This window comes from Dechloromonas hankyongensis, assembly GCF_022012295.1.
GTDB lineage: Bacteria > Pseudomonadota > Gammaproteobacteria > Burkholderiales > Rhodocyclaceae > Azonexus > Azonexus hankyongensis.
Genome location: NZ_JAKLTN010000001.1, coordinates 1,339,569 through 1,357,759 on the forward strand (window position 1 = coordinate 1,339,569; position 18,191 = coordinate 1,357,759).

An 18,191-nucleotide genomic window follows, 5' to 3' on the forward strand; every position below is an offset into this window, starting at 1 on the left:
GAATTCACGGAAAGCGGAAAGTCAGGGCGAAATGGTATCATGGCCTTCCGATTCAACGTTTTGCAGCCAACTGTCATGCGGCAAGCCGAAGTTACCCGTAATACCCTCGAGACGCAGATCACCGTGCGTCTCAATCTCGATGGCACCGGCCAGGGCAAATTCGCCACCGGCGTGCCTTTTCTCGATCACATGCTCGACCAGATCGCCCGTCACGGCCTGATCGACCTCGATGTCGATGCCCAGGGCGACCTGCACATCGACGCGCACCATACCGTCGAGGATATCGGCATCACCTTTGGTCAGGCGCTGGCCAAGGCCTGGGGCGACAAGAAGGGTCTGACCCGCTACGGTCACAGCTACGTGCCGCTCGACGAAGCCCTGTCGCGCGTCGTGATCGACCTGTCCGGCCGTCCCGGGCTGGAGCAGCATGTCGAATTCACCCGGGCGACCATCGGCCAGTTCGATGTCGACCTGATCGGCGAATTCTTCCACGGCCTGGTCAACCACGCCGGCATGACGCTGCACATCGACAACCTGCGCGGCAAGAACGCCCACCACCAGGCCGAGACCGTCTTCAAGGCCTTCGGTCGTGCCCTGCGCATGGCGGTGACGCCCGATCCGCGCATGGCCGGCGCCATGCCGTCGACGAAAGGCACGCTGTGAGCGCTGGCGGCAAGGTCGGCGGCGCCATCGCCGTCATCGACTACGGCATGGGCAATCTGCGTTCCGTGTCGAAGGCGCTGGAGCATGTTGCCGGCGGCAAGCCGGTCGTCGTCACGGCCGATCCGGCCGTCGTGGCGGCTGCTGAGCGCGTCGTCTTCCCGGGGCAGGGGGCGATGCCCGACTGCATGGCCGAACTCGACGCCCGTGGCCTGCGCGCTGCCGTCCTGCAGGCGGCCAGGGAAAAACCTTTTCTCGGCATCTGCGTCGGCGAACAGATGCTGTTCGAGCACAGCGATGAAGGCAACGTGCCAGCGCTCGGCGTCTTCCCCGGCAACGTCGTGCGTTTTCCCGATGAGAAAATGTTCCTGGCCACCGGCGAGCGCCTGAAGGTGCCGCACATGGGCTGGAACGAGGTGCGCCAGGTGCCGCATGCCTTGTGGAGCGGCATCGCCGATGGCGCCCGCTTCTATTTCGTGCACAGCTATTTCGTGCAGCCTGCCGATGCGGCGCTGGTGGCCGGCACCTGCGAATATGGCGTCCCCTTTACCTGTGCGGTAGGGCGGGATAATATCTTCGCGGTTCAATTCCACCCCGAGAAAAGCGCCCGCGACGGTTTGCAATTGCTGAAGAACTTTGTCGAGTGGCACCCCTGATTCGCTTTCGTCGAATTTATTCTCCTAGACTCCCATGCTGATTATTCCTGCGATTGACCTCAAGGACGGCCAGTGCGTCCGTTTGAAGCAGGGCCTGATGGAACAGGCCACCGTTTTTTCCGATAGTCCCGCCGAGCAGGCGCGACGCTGGCTCGACCAGGGCGCCCGGCGCCTGCATCTGGTCGACCTGAACGGCGCCTTCGCCGGCAAGCCGAAGAACGCGGCGGCGATCAAGGCCATCCTGGCCGAAGTCGGCGACGAAATCCCGGTCCAGCTCGGCGGCGGCATCCGCGACCTCGACACCATCGAGGCCTGCCTCGACGGCGGCCTGTCCTACGTCATCATCGGCACGGCGGCGGTCAAGAACCCCGGTTTCCTGCACGATGCCTGCGTCGCCTTCCCCGGCCACATCATCGTCGGCCTCGACGCCAAGGACGGCAAGGTGGCGACCGACGGCTGGTCCAAGCTGACCGGCCACGACGTGGTCGATCTCGGCAAGAAGTACGAGGACTACGGCGTCGAATCGATCATCTATACGGACATCGGCCGCGACGGCATGCTGTCCGGCATCAATATCGAAGCGACCGTCCGTCTGGCACAGGCGCTGACCATTCCGGTCATCGCTTCCGGCGGCCTGTCCAACCTCGACGACATCAAGGCGCTGTGCGCCGTGCAAGGCGAAGGCGTGGTCGGCACCATCGCCGGCCGTGCCGTGTACGACGGTTCGCTCGACTTCGCCGCGGCCCAGAAGCTCGCCGACGAGTTGCTGCCCAAAGCGGGCGCCTGATGCTCGCCAAGCGGATCATTCCCTGCCTCGACGTGACGGCCGGCCGGGTCGTCAAGGGCACCAATTTCGTCGGCCTGCGCGACGCCGGCGATCCGATCGAGATCGCCCGCCGCTACAACGAGCAGGGCGCCGACGAGGTGACCTTCCTCGACATCACGGCTTCGTCCGATCAGCGCGACATCATCCTGCACATCGTCGAAGCCTGCGCCGAGCAGGTCTTCATTCCGTTGACCGTCGGCGGTGGCGTGCGCAAGGTCGAGGATGTGCGTCGCCTGCTCAATGCCGGCGCCGACAAGGTGTCGATGAACACGGCGGCCGTGCAGAATCCCGATCTGGTTTTCGACGCCAGCAGCAAGGTCGGCTCACAGTGTATCGTCGTCGCCATCGACGCCAAGCAGGTGGCACCGGGCAAGTGGCACGTGTTTACCCATGGCGGCCGCAACGATACCGGGCTGGACGCCATCGAATGGGCAAAGAAGGTCGAGGCGCTGGGCGCCGGTGAAATCCTGCTCACCAGCATGGACCGCGACGGCACCAAGAACGGCTTCGACCTGCCCCTGACCCGTGGCGTGTCCGATGCGGTCAGGATTCCGGTCATCGCTTCCGGCGGCGTCGGCAACCTGCAGCACTTGGCCGACGGCGTTTCCGAAGGGCGCGCCGACGCCGTGCTGGCGGCTTCCATCTTCCACTTTGGCGAATACACCGTGCGCCAGGCCAAGGAATACATGGCCACCCGCGGTATCGAAGTCCGCCTGTGAGCGATCTGGACAATTCCCTCGACTGGCTGGCCGCCCTGAAGTGGGACGCCGACGGCATGATTCCCGCCATCGCGCAGGACCAGAACGGCCGCGTCGTGATGTTCGCCTACATGAACCGCGAGTCGCTGCAGGAAACGCTGGCCTGCGGCAACGCGGTATACTGGTCGCGCTCCAGGAAGCGGCTGTGGCGCAAGGGCGAGGAGTCGGGGCACTTTCAGAAAGTGAAGTCCATCCGCACCGATTGCGACGGCGACGTTTTGCTGCTGTCGATCGAACAGGTGGGCGGCATCGCCTGCCATACCGGCCGGGAAAGCTGCTTCTTCAATGAATTGCAAGGGGATCGCTGGGTTCCGGCCGATCCGGTTTTGAAAGACCCGAAGGAAATCTACAAATGAGCACGCATGACATCCTGCACCGTCTTTCCGAGACGCTGGCTACGCGCAAGCATGCCGACCCGGAAAAGTCGTATACCGCCAAGCTGTTCTCTGAGGGACCGGATTCGATCCTGAAGAAGATTGGCGAGGAATGTGCCGAACTGATCATGGCTGGCAAGGATGGCAAGCGCCTGAACATTGTTCGCGAATCGACGGACGTGATTTATCACATCCTGGTTCTCTTGGCGTTCTTCGACATGACCATCGAGGACGTGTCGCAGGAAATGCGCCGCCGCGAAGGGATTTCCGGCATCGACGAGAAGGCTGCGCGGGGGCAGAAGTGAGCGACTGTATTTTCTGCAAGATCGTGGCGGGACAAATCCCCTCGTCCAAGGTCTACGAAGATGAGGACATCCTCGCCTTCAACGACATCAATCCGGCCCGCCCGGTGCACGTGCTGGTCATTCCGAAGAAGCACGTCACGTCGCTGGCCTCGGTGACGGCGGAGGAGGCCCCCGTGCTCGGCAAAATCCTGGCCAAGGCCAACGAAATTGCGGTGGCTCAAGGAAGTCCGGACGGGTTCCGGGTCATCATTAACACAGGTCGTGTGGGGCAGCAGGAAGTGCAGCACCTGCACGCGCACATCGTGGGCGGTCCGGACCCGGTCGGCCCCATGCTGAAACGTATCTAGGAGACAAACCATGGGCAGTTTTTCCATTTGGCACTGGTTGATCGTTCTGGTCATCGTCATGCTCATTTTCGGTACCAAGAAGCTGCGCAACGTCGGCCAGGATCTGGGCGGCGCGGTGAAGGGCTTCAAGGACGGCATGAAGGAAGCCAGCGCCGACAAGCCGGCCGAGGAAGCCAAACCGACGCAGCAGGTCGGCGGCCAGACCATTGACGTCGAAGTCAAGGAAAAGACCAAGAGCTAGTCGCGAATCGCTAGTCGTTGGTTTTGGCTAAAGACTAGTGACTGGCAGCTAACTACTCACAGCTATGTTCGATATCGGCTTTTCCGAATTGATGGTGATCGGCATCGTGGCGCTGATCGTCATCGGCCCCGAGCGGCTGCCCAAGGTGGCGCGTACGCTCGGGCATCTGCTCGGCCGCGCCCAGCGCTATGTCAATGACGTCAAGTCGGATATCAATCGCGAGATTCAGCTCGACGAATTGAAGAAGCTGCAGACCCAGGTCGCCGATTCCGCCCGCGCCATGGAGGAGTCGGTACGCAAGGAAGTCGATGCGGCGCGTACCGTCGTTGAGGCGCCGGCACAGGAAGCGGTGGCTGAATTGCAATCGGCCGCCCAGTTGGCCGAAGGCCTGCCGCCGGCAGCCGCCGAAACGACGAGCAAGCCCAGCGCATGAGCGACGCCCAGGAAGAATCCTTCATTTCGCATCTGGTCGAGTTGCGTGACCGTTTGCTGCGCAGCCTGATCGCCATCGCCGTCGTGCTCGGCGTGCTGTGCATCTATCCGGGGCCGGGCGAAATCTACGACATCCTCGCCGCACCGTTGACCAAGGCCTTGCCGGAAGGGACCAAGATGGTGGCCATCGGCGTCATCACCCCCTTCATGGTGCCGCTCAAGGTGACGGCCATGGTGGCCTTCGTGCTGGCCCTGCCGTACATCCTCTACCAGGCCTGGGCCTTCATCGCGCCCGGTCTGTACGCCCACGAGAAGCGTCTCGGCATTCCGCTGATCATTTCCAGCACGCTGCTCTTCATCGCCGGCATGTCCTTCTGCTACTTCTTCGTCTTCGGCCAGGTGTTCAGCTTCATCGCCAGCTTCGCGCCGAAGAGCATCACGCCGGCGCCGGACATCGAGGCCTACCTGTCCTTCGTGATGACCATGTTCCTCGCTTTCGGCATTACCTTCGAAGTGCCGGTGGCGCTGGTGGTGCTGGTCAAGCTGGGCCTCGTGACCGTTGAGAAACTCAAGGAATGGCGTTCCTACTTTATCGTCGGCGCCTTTGTCGTCGCCGCGGTGGTGACGCCGCCGGACGTGGTGTCGCAGTTGGCGCTGGCCATTCCGATGTGCCTGCTCTACGAGCTGGGCATCCTTGCTTCACGTCTGGTTTCCGCCCCTAAGCCGGCAGCAGCGGTAGCTACGGACGCCGAGATGGACAAGGCGGAAGAGGAATTCCGCAAGCTGTCCTGACCGCCAGCCGCCAAAGCGCAGCGTGAGTAAACGACCGGCCCGCTCAGGCCGGTTTTTTTATGGGGCCGGGACGGGTGGGCAGGGTTTTCACCGCGGCGCCTTCCTCGAACCACCACAGGGTTCCCGGCGGCATGTCGGTCCAGGTTTCGTTGTCGGTCAGCGGCAGGGTGGCAATGACGGCGACGCGGTCGTTCGGCGAGGTGACGTCGCTGAAATCGACGGTAACGTCCTGGTCCTTCAGGTGGGCCCGGGCGAACGGCGCTTGGCGGACGATGTGGCTGAGCTTGGTCGAGGCGTGGGCGAACAGGCAGTCGCCATTGGAGAGCAGGAAATTGAATTCGCCGTGTTGGGTGACTTCCAGCGTCAGTTGATGCAGGGCGTCGAACAGGTCGGTGCGTTCCGGGGCCTGACCGCCGAAGCGATGGCGCAGTTCCTGCAATAGCCAGCAAAAGGCGCGTTCGCTGTCGGTCAGGCCGACCGGGATGAAACTGCCGTCGAGCGGCGGGGCGAAATCGAGCAGGTTGCCGTTATGGGCGAAAATCCAGTAGCGGCCCCACAGTTCACGCATGAACGGATGTGTGTTCTCCAGGCCGACCGCGCCCTGTGTCGCCTTGCGGATGTGGGCGATGACGTTTTTCGAGCGGATCGGGTAGTGGCGGACCAGTTCGGCCACCGGCGAAGTGGCCGAAGGCTGCGGATCGAGGAAAAGGCGAGTGCCCTTGCCCTCGAAGAAGGCGATGCCCCAGCCGTCGGAATGCACGTCGGTGCCGCCGCCGCGGGCCTGGAAGCCGCTGAAGGAAAAGCAGATGTCGGTCGGGACATTGCAGTTCATCCCCAATAATTGACACACTTTAAGTAGTCCCGGTTAGCCGACAGCATTAAGCGGATGCCGTTTTCCGCGTTCATCTGGCTTCAAGCCCTGAAACGTTATGCTACCGAAAATGGACGGCCGTCGTCACGCGTCTAGGCTGTCGCGGCTACCGGGTGGTTTTCGATGAAGTTTGCAACCCACATTGGAATTGCATCGGCCGTCAGCGGTCGGCTGAGCAGATAGCCCTGCACGCAATCGCAGCCGAGTTCGGCCAGTTTTTGCCGCTGTGTTTCGGTCTCGACGCCTTCGACGACGGTATGCATGCCCAGCGCCTCGGCCATGGTGACCACGGCGCTGACGATGGCGGCGTCGGCGTCGCTGCGGTCGATGTCGTGGACGAAGCATTTGTCGATTTTCAGGCAGTCGATCGGCAGGCGGTGCAACTGACCGAGTGACGAATAGCCGACACCGAAATCGTCAATGGCGATACTGATGCCGAGGCTGCGCAGCCGGGCGAGCAGGGCCAGGGTGTCGACCCCGTCCGAGGTGAGCGCCGATTCGGTGATTTCTAGTTCCAGGCGGTCGGGCGTCAGGCCGTGCCGGGCGAGCGCCGCTTCGACACTTTCGACGAAGCAGGGACGCAGTTCGTGCGCCGAAATGTTGACCGATATCCGGCTCACCGGCACCTGCGCCTGATCCCAGGCGGCGAGCTGAGCCAAGGCCCGGTTGAGCACTTGGCGGCCGATTTCGTGGATGAAGCCACGCGTCTCGGCCATCGGAATGAACCGGTCCGGACCGATGATGCCGAGGTGCGGGTGCTGCCAGCGGACCAAGGCTTCGACGCCGCACAGGCGGTCGCCGGTCAGGTTGGCCTGCGGCTGGTAATGGAGGACCAGTTCGTTGCGGTCGAGCGCCCGGCGCAGGTCGTTGGCAAGCGCGGCGGTGGCCTCGGCATGGTCGTCGAGGCGTTGCGAGAAGACGCTGATCCGGCCGCCGCCCCGTTGCTTGGCTTCGACCATGGCGAGGCCGGCGTGGCGCAACAAGGCGTCGGCGCCGTCGCCGTGCTCGGGGAAGACAGCGACGCCGATGCTGGCGTCGATGCGCAGGCGGTGTTCGCTGCTCCGCGTCGGCTCGTTGACCGCCTGCAGCAGTTTGTTGGCGACGAGGGCCGCTTCGTCGGTATCGGCCAGTTCGGGCAGGATGACGGCGAATTCGTCGCCGCCGAGTCGGGCCACCGTATCGGAGCCGCGCAGACTGCCGGACAGGCGCTCGCCAATGGTCTGCAAAGCGTCGTCGCCGACGGCATGGCCCAGCGTGTCGTTGATCTCCTTGAAGCGGTCGACATCGATGAGCAGCAAGCCGACTGGATTCTGCTGGCGCGAGGCCTGGCGAATCTGCTGTTCCAGGCGGTCGCGCAGCGTCACGCGGTTGACCAGGCCGGTCAGCGGATCGCGTGTCGCCAGGTGGTGCACATGCGCCTCGGCCTGCTGCCGGCGTTCGATTTCCTCTTCCAGCGTGATGACGCGCCGACGCAGCTCGATTTCGCTCAATGCGCCGCGGGCCAGCGTGGTCAGCGCCTGCTTCTGGCGCTCGCTCAACTGGCGCACCTGGGTGTCGAGTATGCACAATGTGCCGAGCGCTTCACCAGAGGGCAGGATTAGCGGCACGCCGGCGTAGTAGCGGATGTGCGGCGCGCCGATGACCAGCGGATTGTCGTTGAAGCGCGGGTCGGCCAGCGCGTCGGGCACTTCCATCAGCTCGCTGTGCAGGATGGCGTGGGCGCAGAAGGCCACTGAGCGCGAGGTTTGCCGCGTCGCCAGGCCGGCGTGCGACAAGAACCACTGGCGATCCTTGTCGATCAGGCTGATCAGCGCCATCGGCGCATCGGTCAGTTCCTGGGCGAGGCGGGTCAGGTTGTCGAAAGTCTCCTGTTCAGGCGAGTCGAGCAGATGCACCGATTGCAGGGCACGCAGGCGGGCCGCTTCGTTGCGCGGCAGTTCCGGCAGCCAGCCGAACAGTTTTTCCAGGCACAAATGGGCGTCGGCGCTCTTGTCGAAAAAGCCGGAGATGCCCTGCTCAATGCAGGCGGCCTTCAAGGCGGCGTCGGTGTTGTTGCTGAGGATCAGGACGCGGGCGGCGCAGCCCGCTTCGCGGATGCGTTCGAGAACGCGCACGCCGCTGCCCGGCGACAGCGCTAGGTCGAGCAGCACTGCATCCGGGCGGCAGTCGAGGATCTGCTGCACGGCCTCTTCCTCGTCGCCGGCGACGCCGCAGATCCGGATGCGCGGCTGGGTGGCGATCAGGCGGATCAACTGGTGGCTGATCAGCTCGGAGTCTTCGACGATAACGATGTTCATGGGAGCGTCTCCTGAAGGCTTTTTTGACTTGCCTCCAGTGTGCCGACCCCGGTCAAGGAATATCAGCAGCGTGACCTGATTCGCCCGTCAGACGCGGCGGATTGTGCTGTAGGCCGCGGCCTACAAGGTGTCGAGCGAAAGCCCGTGGCTGATGCAGTAGCGAGCCAGTTCGACGTTGCCGTCGACGCCCAGCTTGTCGAGGATGCGGCTGCGGTAGGTGCTGACCGTCTTGGGCGACAGCTTCATGGTTTCGGCGATTTCGCCGACCCGGTGGCCGGCCGCCAGTTGCAGCATGACGCGGTATTCCTGCGTCGACAGTTCCTCGTGCGGCGCCCGCATCGCACCGCCACCGGCCATCAGATCGGCCAGGTGGTCGGCCAGGGATGCGGTGATGTAGCGGCCGCCGGCCAGCACGCGTTCGAGGGCGAGGATTAGTTCGTCGGCCGCGCGGTCCTTGGTCAGGTAGGCTGCGGCGCCCAGTTGCAGGACGCGGGTAGCGTAACCCGCCTCGGTGTTCAGGCTGAGGACGACCAGGCGCAGGTTGGGGGCCCCGCGGCGCACCTGCGATACGCTTTCGACGCCTTCGGCATCAGGCAGGTTAAGGTCGATGACGCCGGCGTCGAACCGGCGCTGGCGTATCAGCTCCAGTGCATCGGCCAGGCTGGCGGCCTCGCTGATGGCTGCTTCCGGCCAGCGCTGGGCGATCAGCTGGCGGACGCCGAAGCGGAAAATGGGGTGGTCCTCGACGAGCAGAACGTTCATGCGTTGGCCTCCTGATTCGGCTGCAGGCGGATTTCGATGCAGGTGCCAGCGCCGGGCGAGGTCGATATTTTACATTCACCGCCGATCAGCGCCGCCCGTTCGCGCATGCCGAGCAGGCCGAGAGCGCCGGGGCGGATTTTTCCCGGGTCGAAACCGCGGCCGTCGTCGCAGATGGCCAGCAGGTAGTGTGTGCCGTCCAGGCGGCCGGTGATGTCGATGCGGCTGGCCGCCGCATGGCGCAGGATATTGGTGCACGCTTCCTGGACGATGCGGAACAGGGACAGCTTCTGGGCCTCGCCGAGCACCGTCTGATCGGCGACGGTGACCGTGCAGGCCAACTCGCTGCGCTGGCCGAACTGCTCCGCGAAGTGCTGCAGCGCAGCCGCCAGACCCAGATCGTCGAGCAGCGGCGGGCGCAGTTCGGCGGCGATGCGCCGGGTACTGGCAATGCCCAGGTCGAGCGCCTTTTCGAGCGCCGCTTCCTGGTCGGCGGGCAGGCTGCTCGGCGGCAGCGAGCGGAAAATCAGGCGGATGGCGGTCAGCACCTGGCCGATCTGGTCGTGCACCTCGCGCGACAGGCGCCGGCGTTCGGCTTCGATATGGCGTTCCTGCTCGCCGGCAAACCCGGCCAGCCGCCGGTGCGCTTCGCTCAATTCGGCCGTGCGCTCGGCCACCACGCCTTCCAGCGATGAGTTGCTCCGGCGCAGCAAGCCTTCCAGCCGCCGGCGCAATTGCCGCTCGCGCAGCAGCAGATAGGCCGCCACCGAGACGAGCATGACGGTGGCGCCGGTGCTCAGGACCGAGAAGAAGACGGCCCGGCGGCGCAGTTCGCGGACCTGCTCGTTCAACTGGTCTACCCGCTGCTGCTGATGCGCGTCCAGTTTTGCGAAGTTGTCGCGGATCTGGTCCATGACCTGTTTGCCGTGCTCGAGCAGCGGGTATTCCTCGGTGCTGACGCGCTCCTTCTGGCGGCGTTCGGCAATGACCTGCTCGGCCAGGTCCAGCCGTTGGCGGACCAAGGTGTCCATGGCTGACCAGTCGAATCCGCTCGGGTAGGAGGCGTCGAGGCTGGCCTGCAGTTGCCGGTAGGCGGTCGGCAGCGACTGGAGGCCATGTTGGTAAGGGGCGAGGTAACTTTCCTGGCCGGTGATGACAAAGCCTCGGGCGCCGGTTTCGACGTCCTTGAACAGCGACAGGACGTGTTCGAGGGAGAAGCGGCCGGTGCGCGCCTTTGCCCGCGCATCGGTGACGGCGTTCATTTCGGCCAGGCTGGCCTGGGCGTTCCAGGCGGCGGCGATGACCAGGCCGATCGCCAGCAGCAGCGCGACGATCGCCGGCCATGCGCTGCGCGGCACGAGAGGTAGCTCGGCTGGAGGGGCGGCTGACGGATCCATCGCTCCATCGTAGCTATCCTCCGCCCGGTATTCAATAGGTATAAGGCCGGAGGGGCCGCCGTGCCGCCGGAGGAGGGGGCGGCGTGCGTTTCGGTCGCCTCGGACCCTCCCGATTTTGCATCAATTTTGCCCGGCAGCCAGCCTATGGCCGGGGGCTATTCGCGTTCGGCGCGCATGGCGGGCCGCTTGCCGATCTTGACCTGGAGTTCGACGATGCCTTTGTCGCGGCGCAGGCGGAAGGCGGCGTGTTCGTTGGGGGCGAGCGCGGCGATCAGGTCGAGCATGACTTGCGGGTCCTTCACCGGTTTGCCATTGACAGAGAGCAGCACGTCGCCGGGGCGGATGCCGGCGCTGTCGGCCGGACTGCCGCGCACGACGCCGGCGATCAGGGAACCCTCGGTGCCGGGCAGTCCGAAGGATTCGGCCAGTTCCGGGGTGATTTCCTGGGCTTCAACGCCGACCCAGCCGCGCGTCACCGAGCCGGTGCGGATGATCTGTTCCATGATGCTGCGTGCGCTGGACACCGGGATGGCAAAGCCGATGCCGAGCGAACCGCCGCTGCGCGAGTAGATGGCGGTGTTGATGCCGACCAGGTGACCCTCGCTGTCGACCAGGGCGCCGCCGGAATTGCCCGGGTTGATGGCGGCGTCGGTCTGGATGAAGTTTTCGAAGGTGTTGATGCCGAGATGCGAGCGGCCGAGTGCCGAGACGATACCCATGGTCACCGTCTGGCCGACGCCGAACGGGTTGCCGATGGCGAGCACGACGTCGCCAACACGCAGGTTGTCGGTCTGGCCGAAGGTGATGGCGGGCAGCTTGTCGGCCTTGATTTGCAGGATGGCGAGGTCGGACTCGGGATCGCTGCCGATGACCTTGGCCTTGTAGGTCTTGCTGTCGTTGAGCGAGACCTGGATGTCGTCGGCACTTTCGATGACATGGTAATTGGTCAGGATGTAGCCGTTGGGGCTGACAATGACGCCGGAGCCGAGGCCGGAATTGCGCTGCGTCTGGCCTTCCGGACGGTCGCCGAAGAAGTGGCGGAAAATCGGGTCGTCGAACAGCGGATGCCGCGGCTGTTTGATTTCCTGCGTGGTGTAGATGTGCACGACCGAAGGGAGGGCCGCGCGGGCGGCTTCGCGGTAGGAGCCAAGCGGGGCGACCTTGCCGTCATCGGCGCTGGAAGCGACTTCCTGCAGGGCGACGACGCCAGAACGCAGCGGCAGCCATTCGGGCTTCAGCGTGGAGACAACAAACAGAACGGCAAGCGCAACAGTTACCGTTTGTGCAAAAATCAGCCACAACCTCTGCATGGAAATCGTCTCGAATGAAGCGTGAAGAATTGGTGGACTATCTGGACGGGCTGTTGGTGCCCGGGAAGTTCAAGGATTATTGCCCAAATGGCCTGCAAGTGGAAGGACGCGGCGATATCCTACGCGTCGTGGCAGGCGTTACGGCAAGCCAGGCGCTGCTTGATGTCGCCGTTGCCAGAAATGCCGATGCCATTCTCGTGCACCACGGCTATTTCTGGAAAGGTGAGGACGGTCGCATTACCGGCATCCGGCGCCAACGCTTGGCCAGCCTGCTGGCCAACGACATCAACCTGCTTGCCTACCACCTGCCGCTCGATGCGCATCCGGAGCTGGGCAACAACGCACAACTGGCGCAGCGGCTGGGCTGGGTGGCGGACGGCCGCTTCGGCGAGCAGGACATTGCTTGGCTGGGCCGCTTGACCACGCCTTGCTCGTTGGCGGCGCTGAGCGCGGATGTGGAACACGTGCTGGGCCGCACTCCGCTGGTCATCGGCGAGGCCGAGCGGGCGATACGCCGCATCGGTTGGTGTTCCGGTGGCGCCCAAGGCTATTTCGAACAGGCCATCGCGCTGGGCGTCGATGCCTATCTGTCCGGCGAAATTTCGGAGCAGACCGTGCATCTGGCGCGGGAGAGCGGCGTCGCCTACATCGCGGCCGGCCATCACGCCACGGAGCGCTATGGCGTGCAGGCGCTGGCCGGCCATCTGGCGCAGCAATTCGGCATTGCCTGCGAATTCGTCGATGTCGACAACCCGGTTTGAGTTCTGCGAGCGTCAGTGCCCGAGGCCGTAGGCGTCCTTCTGAACACCCAGCAGCAGGGCGATTTCCTCGACTACCTCGAGCGGGAATCCGCTGCGCAGCCCGGCACGGGTGTCGTGCACCAGGCCGTGCAGATAATTGACGCCGTCCTGGGTGCCCCATAGCCGGGTGGCCTTCTGCACGACGTGGGGATAGTCCTCCAGCGTTTTCAGCCCGGAGACCGGTGTCGTCGACTCGTTCCAGTCGGCTACCTCGATGTTGAAGCGGCTGTGGATTTGGCGGGCCAGCGCTTCGAATTCGAGGCGCATGCCGCCGCGGCGGTAGAGGTCAAGCAGCATGCTCCACGGCGCGATGCTGGCCGGCATGGCCTGTTCGATGTGCTCGGCCAGCGTTTCGGTGGCGCCGCGCAGGCGGCCGAAGGACAACATGATTTCGGCCAGCGCGAGGACTGAATTTTCGTCTTCGTTTTTGAGGTTAAGGATTTCCGGCTCTTTGCTTGGGTGGAAACGGTCTTCCAGCAGATGGGGGGCGGAAAGCTCTTCCTCGGTAGGTTGGGTGGGCTGGAGTGGCTCAGGCGTAACAGGAGATGAGGAATGGATGGGGATGGCAGGCTTTTCGCGAGGAACCACTTCCGGCCGGTAACCGGCAAAAGCCAGCGGCACTTCGTCGTCACCCGGGTAGCGCCGGCGCCGACCGAGAAATTGCGCCATACCGACCGACATGACGGCGCCCACCGCGGCGCTGATGGCCAGTTCCGGCCAATTGGCGCGCGGCGGGTTGCCGGGCAGCGCTGCGGCTACCGTCGGTCCGGCGGCCGGCGGCGTACTGGTAGACTGCGCCAGCTGCAGCTGATTCTGGGCCTCGATGGCCTTGCTGGCCAGATCGAGTGCCTGATCCAGTTTTTCCACTTCCTTGGTCAGCAAGTGCAGGGTGGTCTCCAGCTTGAGCAGGCGTTCGTCGGTTTCGGCCAGCGTGAGTCCGGAATTTCCTACTGGGGCGGGTTTCTTCTCTTCGGGCGCGGCGCCGAGCAGCAGGCGGTCCGTGCCGCCGACCTTGGCGACCGGCGGGGCCGGGGGGGCGGGGCGTGCCTTGCGCGGCTGGGTAGGCGTTTCGCTGGTAGCAGCCGGTACGGCGGCCAAGGGGGGCGTTTCCTGGCGAGGTGCCGGCTGGCGCCCGGGCATGCGGATGCGGGTTCCTTCGGCCAGCGGCTGGTCCGGTGAAAGGCCCCGATTGGCCCTTTGCAGGCCGTCGAGCAAGCGCTGGCGCTCGCTCTCAGTGGCCGGAGCCTGGGCGTCGGCGATATCTTCGAGGGTATCGCCGTCGCGGGCCAGCCAGGCGCCTTGGCGACCGGGTTTTCTGGCGGGCACCGGTATGTCGGCAGCGACGGCGGCCTGCGGCAGCGCCATGGGGGCTTCCGGCATCAGCACATATTCGCGTTCGATGTCGTAACCGCATCCGGCGCGCAGGCCGATGGCGAAGATCGGTTCGCTGACTGGCTTGCTGCCGACGATCTGCAGGATATAGCCCTGGCCCCGGCGCACCAGGCGGGGCTTGGCAGCGGTAATGACCGGCAGGTCGGAACCGCGCAGCGCAAGCATCGAAAAGCAGGCAGCAACCGGCGCATCGCCGCTGCTGTGCAGAATGGGAACCTCGGCAAACAGGGTTTCGCCAATGCGGGAGTGCAGGACGATTTCCCCGAAACCGACGGCGTTGGCCATGCCCGGGGCGAGCAGGGCGGAAAGTGCGACAATGCGGGTCAGTTGGCTTGTCATGATGCTTCTCGCGTATCGTTTTTGTACTTGTCGCAAAAGTATCACTTTGGTTTTAATGCGCGGTGAAATATTCCACGGAGCGCGTCAGCATTACGGAGAGTACGGTCGTGAACTACGTTTTTAATCCCCACCCCGTTTCGTCCCTGCCGATTGCCGGAACCGATGCCCGTTTTCCGGTCCGCCGCATTTTCTGTGTCGGCCGCAACTACGCTGAACACGCCCGCGAAATGGGCGCTACCGACCAGGCGGAGGGCCGCGAGCCGCCCTTTTTCTTCGCCAAGCCGGCCGATGCCCTGGTGGCGGGCGACGGCGAGCTGGCGGTGAAATATCCGTCGCTGACGCAGAACCTGCACCATGAGATCGAAATGGTCGTCGCCTTGGGCGCCGGCGGCGAAAACATTACGGTCGACGCCGCTGCGGGTATGATCTTCGGTTACGCCGTCGGGCTCGACCTGACGCGCCGGGACATCCAGGCGCGGGCAAAGGAAAAGAGCCATCCCTGGGATATGAGCAAGGGCTTCGACCAGTCGGCGGTGGCCGGCGTGATCAACCCGGTTGCAGCCTGCGGACACCCGGCGAGCGGCCGCATCTGGCTCAACGTCAATGGCCAGCTACGCCAGCAGGGTGATTTGTCCGACATGCTGTGGAAGGTGCCGGACATCATCGCCAACCTGTCGACCATGGTCCGCCTGGAAGCCGGCGACCTGATCTACAGCGGCACGCCGGCCGGGGTCGGGCCGCTGCAGCGCGGCGACGTGCTGGAAGCGGGCGTCGATGGCGTCGGCGGCCTGCGCGCCCGTATCGTCTGACGGCGTGAGCGGCCCCGCCCGGAAGCGGGGTGCTGCCCCTTACTTCGGGCGCTTGTCGATGACGCGCCGGGCCTTGCCGATCGAACGTTCGATGCCGCCGACCTCGACCACTTCGATGCGGGCCGAGACGCCGATGTAGGACTTGATGTGGTGCTGCAGGTCGTGCGCCACGAATTCCTTTTCCGGGCCGCTGGCGAAGGCGAATTCCGGCTTGATTTCGACATTGACCTTCATCGAATCGAGGTGGCCGTCGCGGCTGACTTCGATCAGATAATGCGGCGACAGCTTGGGCTGCTTGAGGATCAGTTCCTCGATCTGCGACGGGAAGACGTTGACGCCGCGGATGATCAGCATGTCGTCCGAACGGCCGGTGATGCGGTCGATGCGGCGCATGGAGCGCGACGTCGGCGCCAGCAGGCGGGTCAGGTCGCGGGTACGGTAACGGACGATGGGCATCGCCTCCTTGGTCAGCGAGGTGAACACCAGTTCGCCCTGGCTGCCCTCGGGCAGCACTTCGCCGGTCAGCGGATCGATGATTTCCGGATAGAAATGGTCTTCCCAGATCACCGGGCCGTCCTTGCTCTCGGCGCATTCGTTGGCGACCCCCGGGCCCATGACTTCCGACAGGCCGTAGATGTCGATGGCGTCGATGGCGAAGGCGGCCTCGATTTCGCGGCGCATGGCGTCGCTCCACGGCTCGGCGCCGTGGATGCCGATGCGCAGGTCGGTGCTGGTCGGATCGATGCCCTGGCGGCGGAATTCGTCGGCGATGTTGAGCATGTACGACGGGGTGACCATGATGATGTTCGGCTTGAAGTCGCAGATCAGCTGGACTTGCTTCTCGGTCTGCCCGCCGGACATGGGGATGACCGTGCAGCCCAGTTTCTCGGCCCCGTAGTGGGCGCCCAGGCCGCCGGTGAACAGCCCGTAGCCGTAGGCGACATGGACGATGTCGCCCGGCCGGCCACCGGAGGCGTAGATCGAGCGGGCGATCAGGTCGGCCCAGGTGTCGATGTCCTTTTTCGTGTAGCCGACGACGGTCGGCTTGCCGGTGGTGCCGCTCGAGGCATGGACGCGGGCGACCTTTTCGCGCGATACGGCGAACATGTTGTAGGGGTAGTTGTCGCGCAGGTCCTGCTTGGTGGTGAAGGGAAATTTCGCCAGATCGGCCAGCGCTTTGAAATCGTCCGGATGCACGCCGGCCTGGTCAAAAGCGGTCTTGTAGTGGGCAACGTTGCGGTAGACGTGGTGCAACGTCCATTTCAGTCTCTCGGTCTGCAGTGCGGCGATTTCGTCGCGGCTGGCGTTTTCGATGGCGTGTAGGCCTTGTTTCATTATGCACTCCCTCCTGAACCAGCAATTTTCATATTGTGGGAAAAGCCGGTGCTTGAGCCAGATCAACTGCCATGCCTTTTCTGTTGCCCGTTCAACTGCGGTTTGCCCGGCTTCGCCATGCGACAATGCCGGTCATGTTTCGCGCCGCTGCCCGCGGGCTGATTGCCCATGCTTTTCCCATCCTGATTGCCCAGCTCGCCTCCATCGGCATGATGGTGGTCGATACCGCGGTGCTCGGCCATGTCAGTTCGGTCGATCTGGCGGCGGTGGCGATTGGCGGCGGCATACAGATTTCGGTGGTGTTCGCCCTGGTTGGCGTGCTGCAGGCGGTGGCGCCGGTGGTTGCCCACCTGCACGGGGCCGGCCGTGACGACGAGGTGGCTAACGTGCTGCAGCAAGGTTTCTGGCTGTCTGTACTGCTGGCCGTGCCGGGCGTCCTCTTCCTGACTTTCCCGGGAGGCGTGCTCGGGCTGTCCACGATGGATGCGGCGGTCGAAGCCAAGGTTCGCCAGTATCTCGGCCTGCTCGCCTGGAGCCTGCCGGCCTCGCTGTTCTATCGCACCTTCTATGCCTTCTGTAACGCCCTGGGCAAACCACGCGTCCTGATGAGCATCGGGCTGGCCGCTCTGGGGCTGCATGCCGTGCTGGCCTGGGGCCTGGCCCTGCAGGGCTGGTCGGGCGAACCGCTCGGGGTGGCCGGCTGCGCGCTGTCCAACATCATCATCGCCTGGCTGGCCTGTGCTGGCGGCGCGCTCTATCTGGTCCTCGGGCCGCTCGGCCGGCGCTACCGGCCGCTGGCCAACTGGAGCCGGCCGCATTGGCCGACCTGGCGGGAGTTGCTGCGCCTTGGCGTGCCGATGGGCTTGTCTAACCTTGTCGAGATTACCGCCTTCACGCTGATCAGCCTGTTCGTCGCCTCGCTCGGCGCGACGGTGGTGGCCGGCCATCGCGTCGTGGCGAATCTTTCGGCACTGACCTACATGCTGCCGCTGTCCTTGGCCATCGCCACGATGGCCGCTCTCGGCCGGGCGGTCGGCAGCCGCGATCAGGCGATGGCGAGGGCGACGGTACGCGCCGGCCTGTGGCTGGCGGCCGGATCATCGTCGCTGGTCGGCCTGCTGCTCTGGCTGGGCGCCGCGCCCCTCGTCGCTGCCTACACCGACGACCCGGCGGTGCGCCAGGTGGCGGTCGGCTTGGTCGGCTACGTCGCCATCTATCAATTCTTCGATGCCTTGCAGACGGTGGCGGGGCATTGCCTGCGGGCGTACCGGGTCACTTTCGTGCCGATGCTGGTTCAGACTTTCTGCTTCTGGGGTGTCGGCTTGCTCGGCGGTGCCTGGCTTTGCTACCGCTGGACTACGCCCCTCGGCGTCGCCGGTTTCTGGCTGGCCGCGGTGCTCAGTTTGATCTTCGCCGCGGCCCTGCTTTTGCCATTGCTGCGCAAGGCCATGGTGGCGTCGGAATCAGTCCTGTAATTATGAATTTTAGGCT

Annotated in this window: 20 protein-coding genes; 13 read left to right on the top strand and 7 right to left on the bottom strand. The window is 64.5% G+C overall.

Translation table 11 applies throughout. The features are described from left to right. The first annotated feature begins 75 nt into the window (after nt 1–75). The 10 genes from hisB (at nt 76) to tatC (ending at nt 5,391) form a co-directional block, all read left to right on the top strand. Entirely contained in the window at nt 76–663 is a 588-nt protein-coding gene (hisB, locus tag LZ012_RS06390; RefSeq protein ID WP_275708765.1) for an imidazoleglycerol-phosphate dehydratase HisB, read from the top strand. Then, nucleotides 660–1,316, top strand: coding sequence for an imidazole glycerol phosphate synthase subunit HisH (gene hisH, locus LZ012_RS06395; protein WP_275708767.1), 657 nt, complete (start codon nt 660–662; stop codon nt 1,314–1,316). Before hisB ends, hisH begins: the two co-directional genes overlap by 4 nt. Nucleotides 1,317–1,350: 34 nt before the next feature. Beyond that, a complete protein-coding gene (gene hisA / locus LZ012_RS06400) occupies nt 1,351–2,103 on the top strand; it encodes a 1-(5-phosphoribosyl)-5-[(5-phosphoribosylamino)methylideneamino]imidazole-4-carboxamide isomerase (RefSeq protein WP_275708769.1) in 753 nt (250 codons plus the stop codon). Continuing rightward, nucleotides 2,103–2,861, top strand: coding sequence for an imidazole glycerol phosphate synthase subunit HisF (gene hisF, locus LZ012_RS06405; protein ID WP_275708771.1), 759 nt, complete (start codon nt 2,103–2,105; stop codon nt 2,859–2,861). Before hisA ends, hisF begins: the two co-directional genes overlap by 1 nt. A gap of 5 nt (nt 2,862–2,866) precedes the next feature. Beyond that, nucleotides 2,867–3,256: a phosphoribosyl-AMP cyclohydrolase gene (gene hisI / locus LZ012_RS06410; RefSeq protein ID WP_420839497.1), complete on the top strand. Its 390-nt coding sequence runs from the start codon at nt 2,867–2,869 to the stop codon at nt 3,254–3,256. Next, nucleotides 3,253–3,579, top strand: coding sequence for a phosphoribosyl-ATP diphosphatase (locus LZ012_RS06415; protein ID WP_275708773.1), 327 nt, complete (start codon nt 3,253–3,255; stop codon nt 3,577–3,579). The genes hisI and LZ012_RS06415 overlap by 4 nt, the downstream gene beginning before the upstream one ends. Further along, complete coding sequence (locus LZ012_RS06420; RefSeq protein ID WP_275708775.1) at nt 3,576–3,926, top strand: histidine triad nucleotide-binding protein; 351 nt, start codon at nt 3,576–3,578, stop codon at nt 3,924–3,926. The genes LZ012_RS06415 and LZ012_RS06420 overlap by 4 nt, the downstream gene beginning before the upstream one ends. Nucleotides 3,927–3,936: 10 nt before the next feature. After that, a complete protein-coding gene (tatA, locus tag LZ012_RS06425) occupies nt 3,937–4,167 on the top strand; it encodes a Sec-independent protein translocase subunit TatA (protein ID WP_275708777.1) in 231 nt (76 codons plus the stop codon). A 64-nt stretch (nt 4,168–4,231) separates the two neighbouring features. Beyond that, nucleotides 4,232–4,600, top strand: a complete 369-nt coding sequence (gene tatB / locus LZ012_RS06430) for a Sec-independent protein translocase protein TatB (RefSeq protein ID WP_275708779.1) — start codon at nt 4,232–4,234, stop codon at nt 4,598–4,600. After that, the gene (tatC, locus tag LZ012_RS06435; protein WP_275708781.1) at nt 4,597–5,391 is read left to right on the top strand and encodes a twin-arginine translocase subunit TatC; all 795 of its coding nucleotides are present in this window, start codon (nt 4,597–4,599) and stop codon (nt 5,389–5,391) included. Before tatB ends, tatC begins: the two co-directional genes overlap by 4 nt. A 43-nt stretch (nt 5,392–5,434) precedes the next feature. On the opposite strand, the gene LZ012_RS06440 is transcribed toward tatC, so the two are convergent. The 5 genes from LZ012_RS06440 to LZ012_RS06460 form a co-directional block, all read right to left on the bottom strand. Further along, on the bottom strand, nt 5,435–6,241 hold the full coding sequence (locus LZ012_RS06440) for a class II glutamine amidotransferase (RefSeq protein ID WP_275708783.1): 807 nt from the start codon (nt 6,239–6,241) through the stop codon (nt 5,435–5,437). Between the two features lie 113 nt (nt 6,242–6,354). After that, nucleotides 6,355–8,559, bottom strand: a complete 2,205-nt coding sequence (locus LZ012_RS06445; RefSeq protein ID WP_275708785.1) for an EAL domain-containing protein — start codon at nt 8,557–8,559, stop codon at nt 6,355–6,357. 120 nt (nt 8,560–8,679) lie between these two features. Further along, nucleotides 8,680–9,321 (bottom strand): response regulator, encoded by a 642-nt coding sequence (locus tag LZ012_RS06450; RefSeq protein WP_275708787.1) that lies wholly within the window; start codon nt 9,319–9,321, stop codon nt 8,680–8,682. After that, entirely contained in the window at nt 9,318–10,715 is a 1,398-nt protein-coding gene (locus tag LZ012_RS06455; protein WP_275708789.1) for a CHASE3 domain-containing protein, read from the bottom strand. Before LZ012_RS06455 ends, LZ012_RS06450 begins: the two co-directional genes overlap by 4 nt. Before the next feature lie 155 nt (nt 10,716–10,870). Next, on the bottom strand, nt 10,871–12,025 hold the full coding sequence (locus LZ012_RS06460; RefSeq protein ID WP_275708791.1) for a Do family serine endopeptidase: 1,155 nt from the start codon (nt 12,023–12,025) through the stop codon (nt 10,871–10,873). Between the two features lie 14 nt (nt 12,026–12,039). On the opposite strand from LZ012_RS06460, the gene LZ012_RS06465 reads away from it, so the two are divergent. Then, nucleotides 12,040–12,786 carry a Nif3-like dinuclear metal center hexameric protein gene (locus LZ012_RS06465; protein ID WP_275708794.1) on the top strand — a complete coding sequence of 249 codons (747 nt, stop codon included), beginning with the start codon at nt 12,040–12,042 and terminating at the stop codon, nt 12,784–12,786. A 12-nt stretch (nt 12,787–12,798) separates the two neighbouring features. Here LZ012_RS06465 and LZ012_RS06470 read toward each other — a convergent pair whose 3' ends face one another. After that, nucleotides 12,799–14,556 (bottom strand): type IV pilus assembly protein FimV, encoded by a 1,758-nt coding sequence (locus tag LZ012_RS06470; protein ID WP_275708796.1) that lies wholly within the window; start codon nt 14,554–14,556, stop codon nt 12,799–12,801. A gap of 107 nt (nt 14,557–14,663) precedes the next feature. On the opposite strand from LZ012_RS06470, the gene LZ012_RS06475 reads away from it, so the two are divergent. Beyond that, the gene (locus LZ012_RS06475; RefSeq protein WP_275708798.1) at nt 14,664–15,365 is read left to right on the top strand and encodes a fumarylacetoacetate hydrolase family protein; all 702 of its coding nucleotides are present in this window, start codon (nt 14,664–14,666) and stop codon (nt 15,363–15,365) included. A gap of 39 nt (nt 15,366–15,404) precedes the next feature. Here the strand turns inward: LZ012_RS06475 and paaK are convergent, their stop codons facing one another. Further along, nucleotides 15,405–16,700, bottom strand: coding sequence for a phenylacetate--CoA ligase PaaK (gene paaK, locus LZ012_RS06480; protein WP_275708800.1), 1,296 nt, complete (start codon nt 16,698–16,700; stop codon nt 15,405–15,407). Between the two features lie 134 nt (nt 16,701–16,834). Between paaK and LZ012_RS06485 the strand changes: the two genes are divergently transcribed. Further along, nucleotides 16,835–18,175: an MATE family efflux transporter gene (locus LZ012_RS06485; RefSeq protein ID WP_275708802.1), complete on the top strand. Its 1,341-nt coding sequence runs from the start codon at nt 16,835–16,837 to the stop codon at nt 18,173–18,175. The last annotated feature ends 16 nt before the right edge of the window (nt 18,176–18,191 follow it).

Excerpts from the sequence above, each read along its gene's own strand:
- LZ012_RS06470 (WP_275708796.1), bottom strand. The coding sequence starts at position 14,556 with ATGACAAGCCAACTGACCCGCATTGTCGCACTTTCCGCCCTGCTCGCC.
- tatA (WP_275708777.1), top strand. The coding sequence starts at position 3,937 with ATGGGCAGTTTTTCCATTTGGCACTGGTTGATCGTTCTGGTCATCGTC.
- LZ012_RS06485 (WP_275708802.1), top strand. The coding sequence starts at position 16,835 with ATGTTTCGCGCCGCTGCCCGCGGGCTGATTGCCCATGCTTTTCCCATC.
- hisB (WP_275708765.1), top strand. The coding sequence starts at position 76 with ATGCGGCAAGCCGAAGTTACCCGTAATACCCTCGAGACGCAGATCACC.
- LZ012_RS06460 (WP_275708791.1), bottom strand. The coding sequence starts at position 12,025 with ATGCAGAGGTTGTGGCTGATTTTTGCACAAACGGTAACTGTTGCGCTT.
- tatB (WP_275708779.1), top strand. The coding sequence starts at position 4,232 with ATGTTCGATATCGGCTTTTCCGAATTGATGGTGATCGGCATCGTGGCG.
- hisA (WP_275708769.1), top strand. The coding sequence starts at position 1,351 with ATGCTGATTATTCCTGCGATTGACCTCAAGGACGGCCAGTGCGTCCGT.
- LZ012_RS06445 (WP_275708785.1), bottom strand. The coding sequence starts at position 8,559 with ATGAACATCGTTATCGTCGAAGACTCCGAGCTGATCAGCCACCAGTTG.
- LZ012_RS06455 (WP_275708789.1), bottom strand. The coding sequence starts at position 10,715 with ATGGATCCGTCAGCCGCCCCTCCAGCCGAGCTACCTCTCGTGCCGCGC.
- paaK (WP_275708800.1), bottom strand. The coding sequence starts at position 16,700 with ATGAAACAAGGCCTACACGCCATCGAAAACGCCAGCCGCGACGAAATC.
- LZ012_RS06450 (WP_275708787.1), bottom strand. The coding sequence starts at position 9,321 with ATGAACGTTCTGCTCGTCGAGGACCACCCCATTTTCCGCTTCGGCGTC.
- tatC (WP_275708781.1), top strand. The coding sequence starts at position 4,597 with ATGAGCGACGCCCAGGAAGAATCCTTCATTTCGCATCTGGTCGAGTTG.
- hisF (WP_275708771.1), top strand. The coding sequence starts at position 2,103 with ATGCTCGCCAAGCGGATCATTCCCTGCCTCGACGTGACGGCCGGCCGG.
- LZ012_RS06415 (WP_275708773.1), top strand. The coding sequence starts at position 3,253 with ATGAGCACGCATGACATCCTGCACCGTCTTTCCGAGACGCTGGCTACG.
- LZ012_RS06465 (WP_275708794.1), top strand. The coding sequence starts at position 12,040 with ATGAAGCGTGAAGAATTGGTGGACTATCTGGACGGGCTGTTGGTGCCC.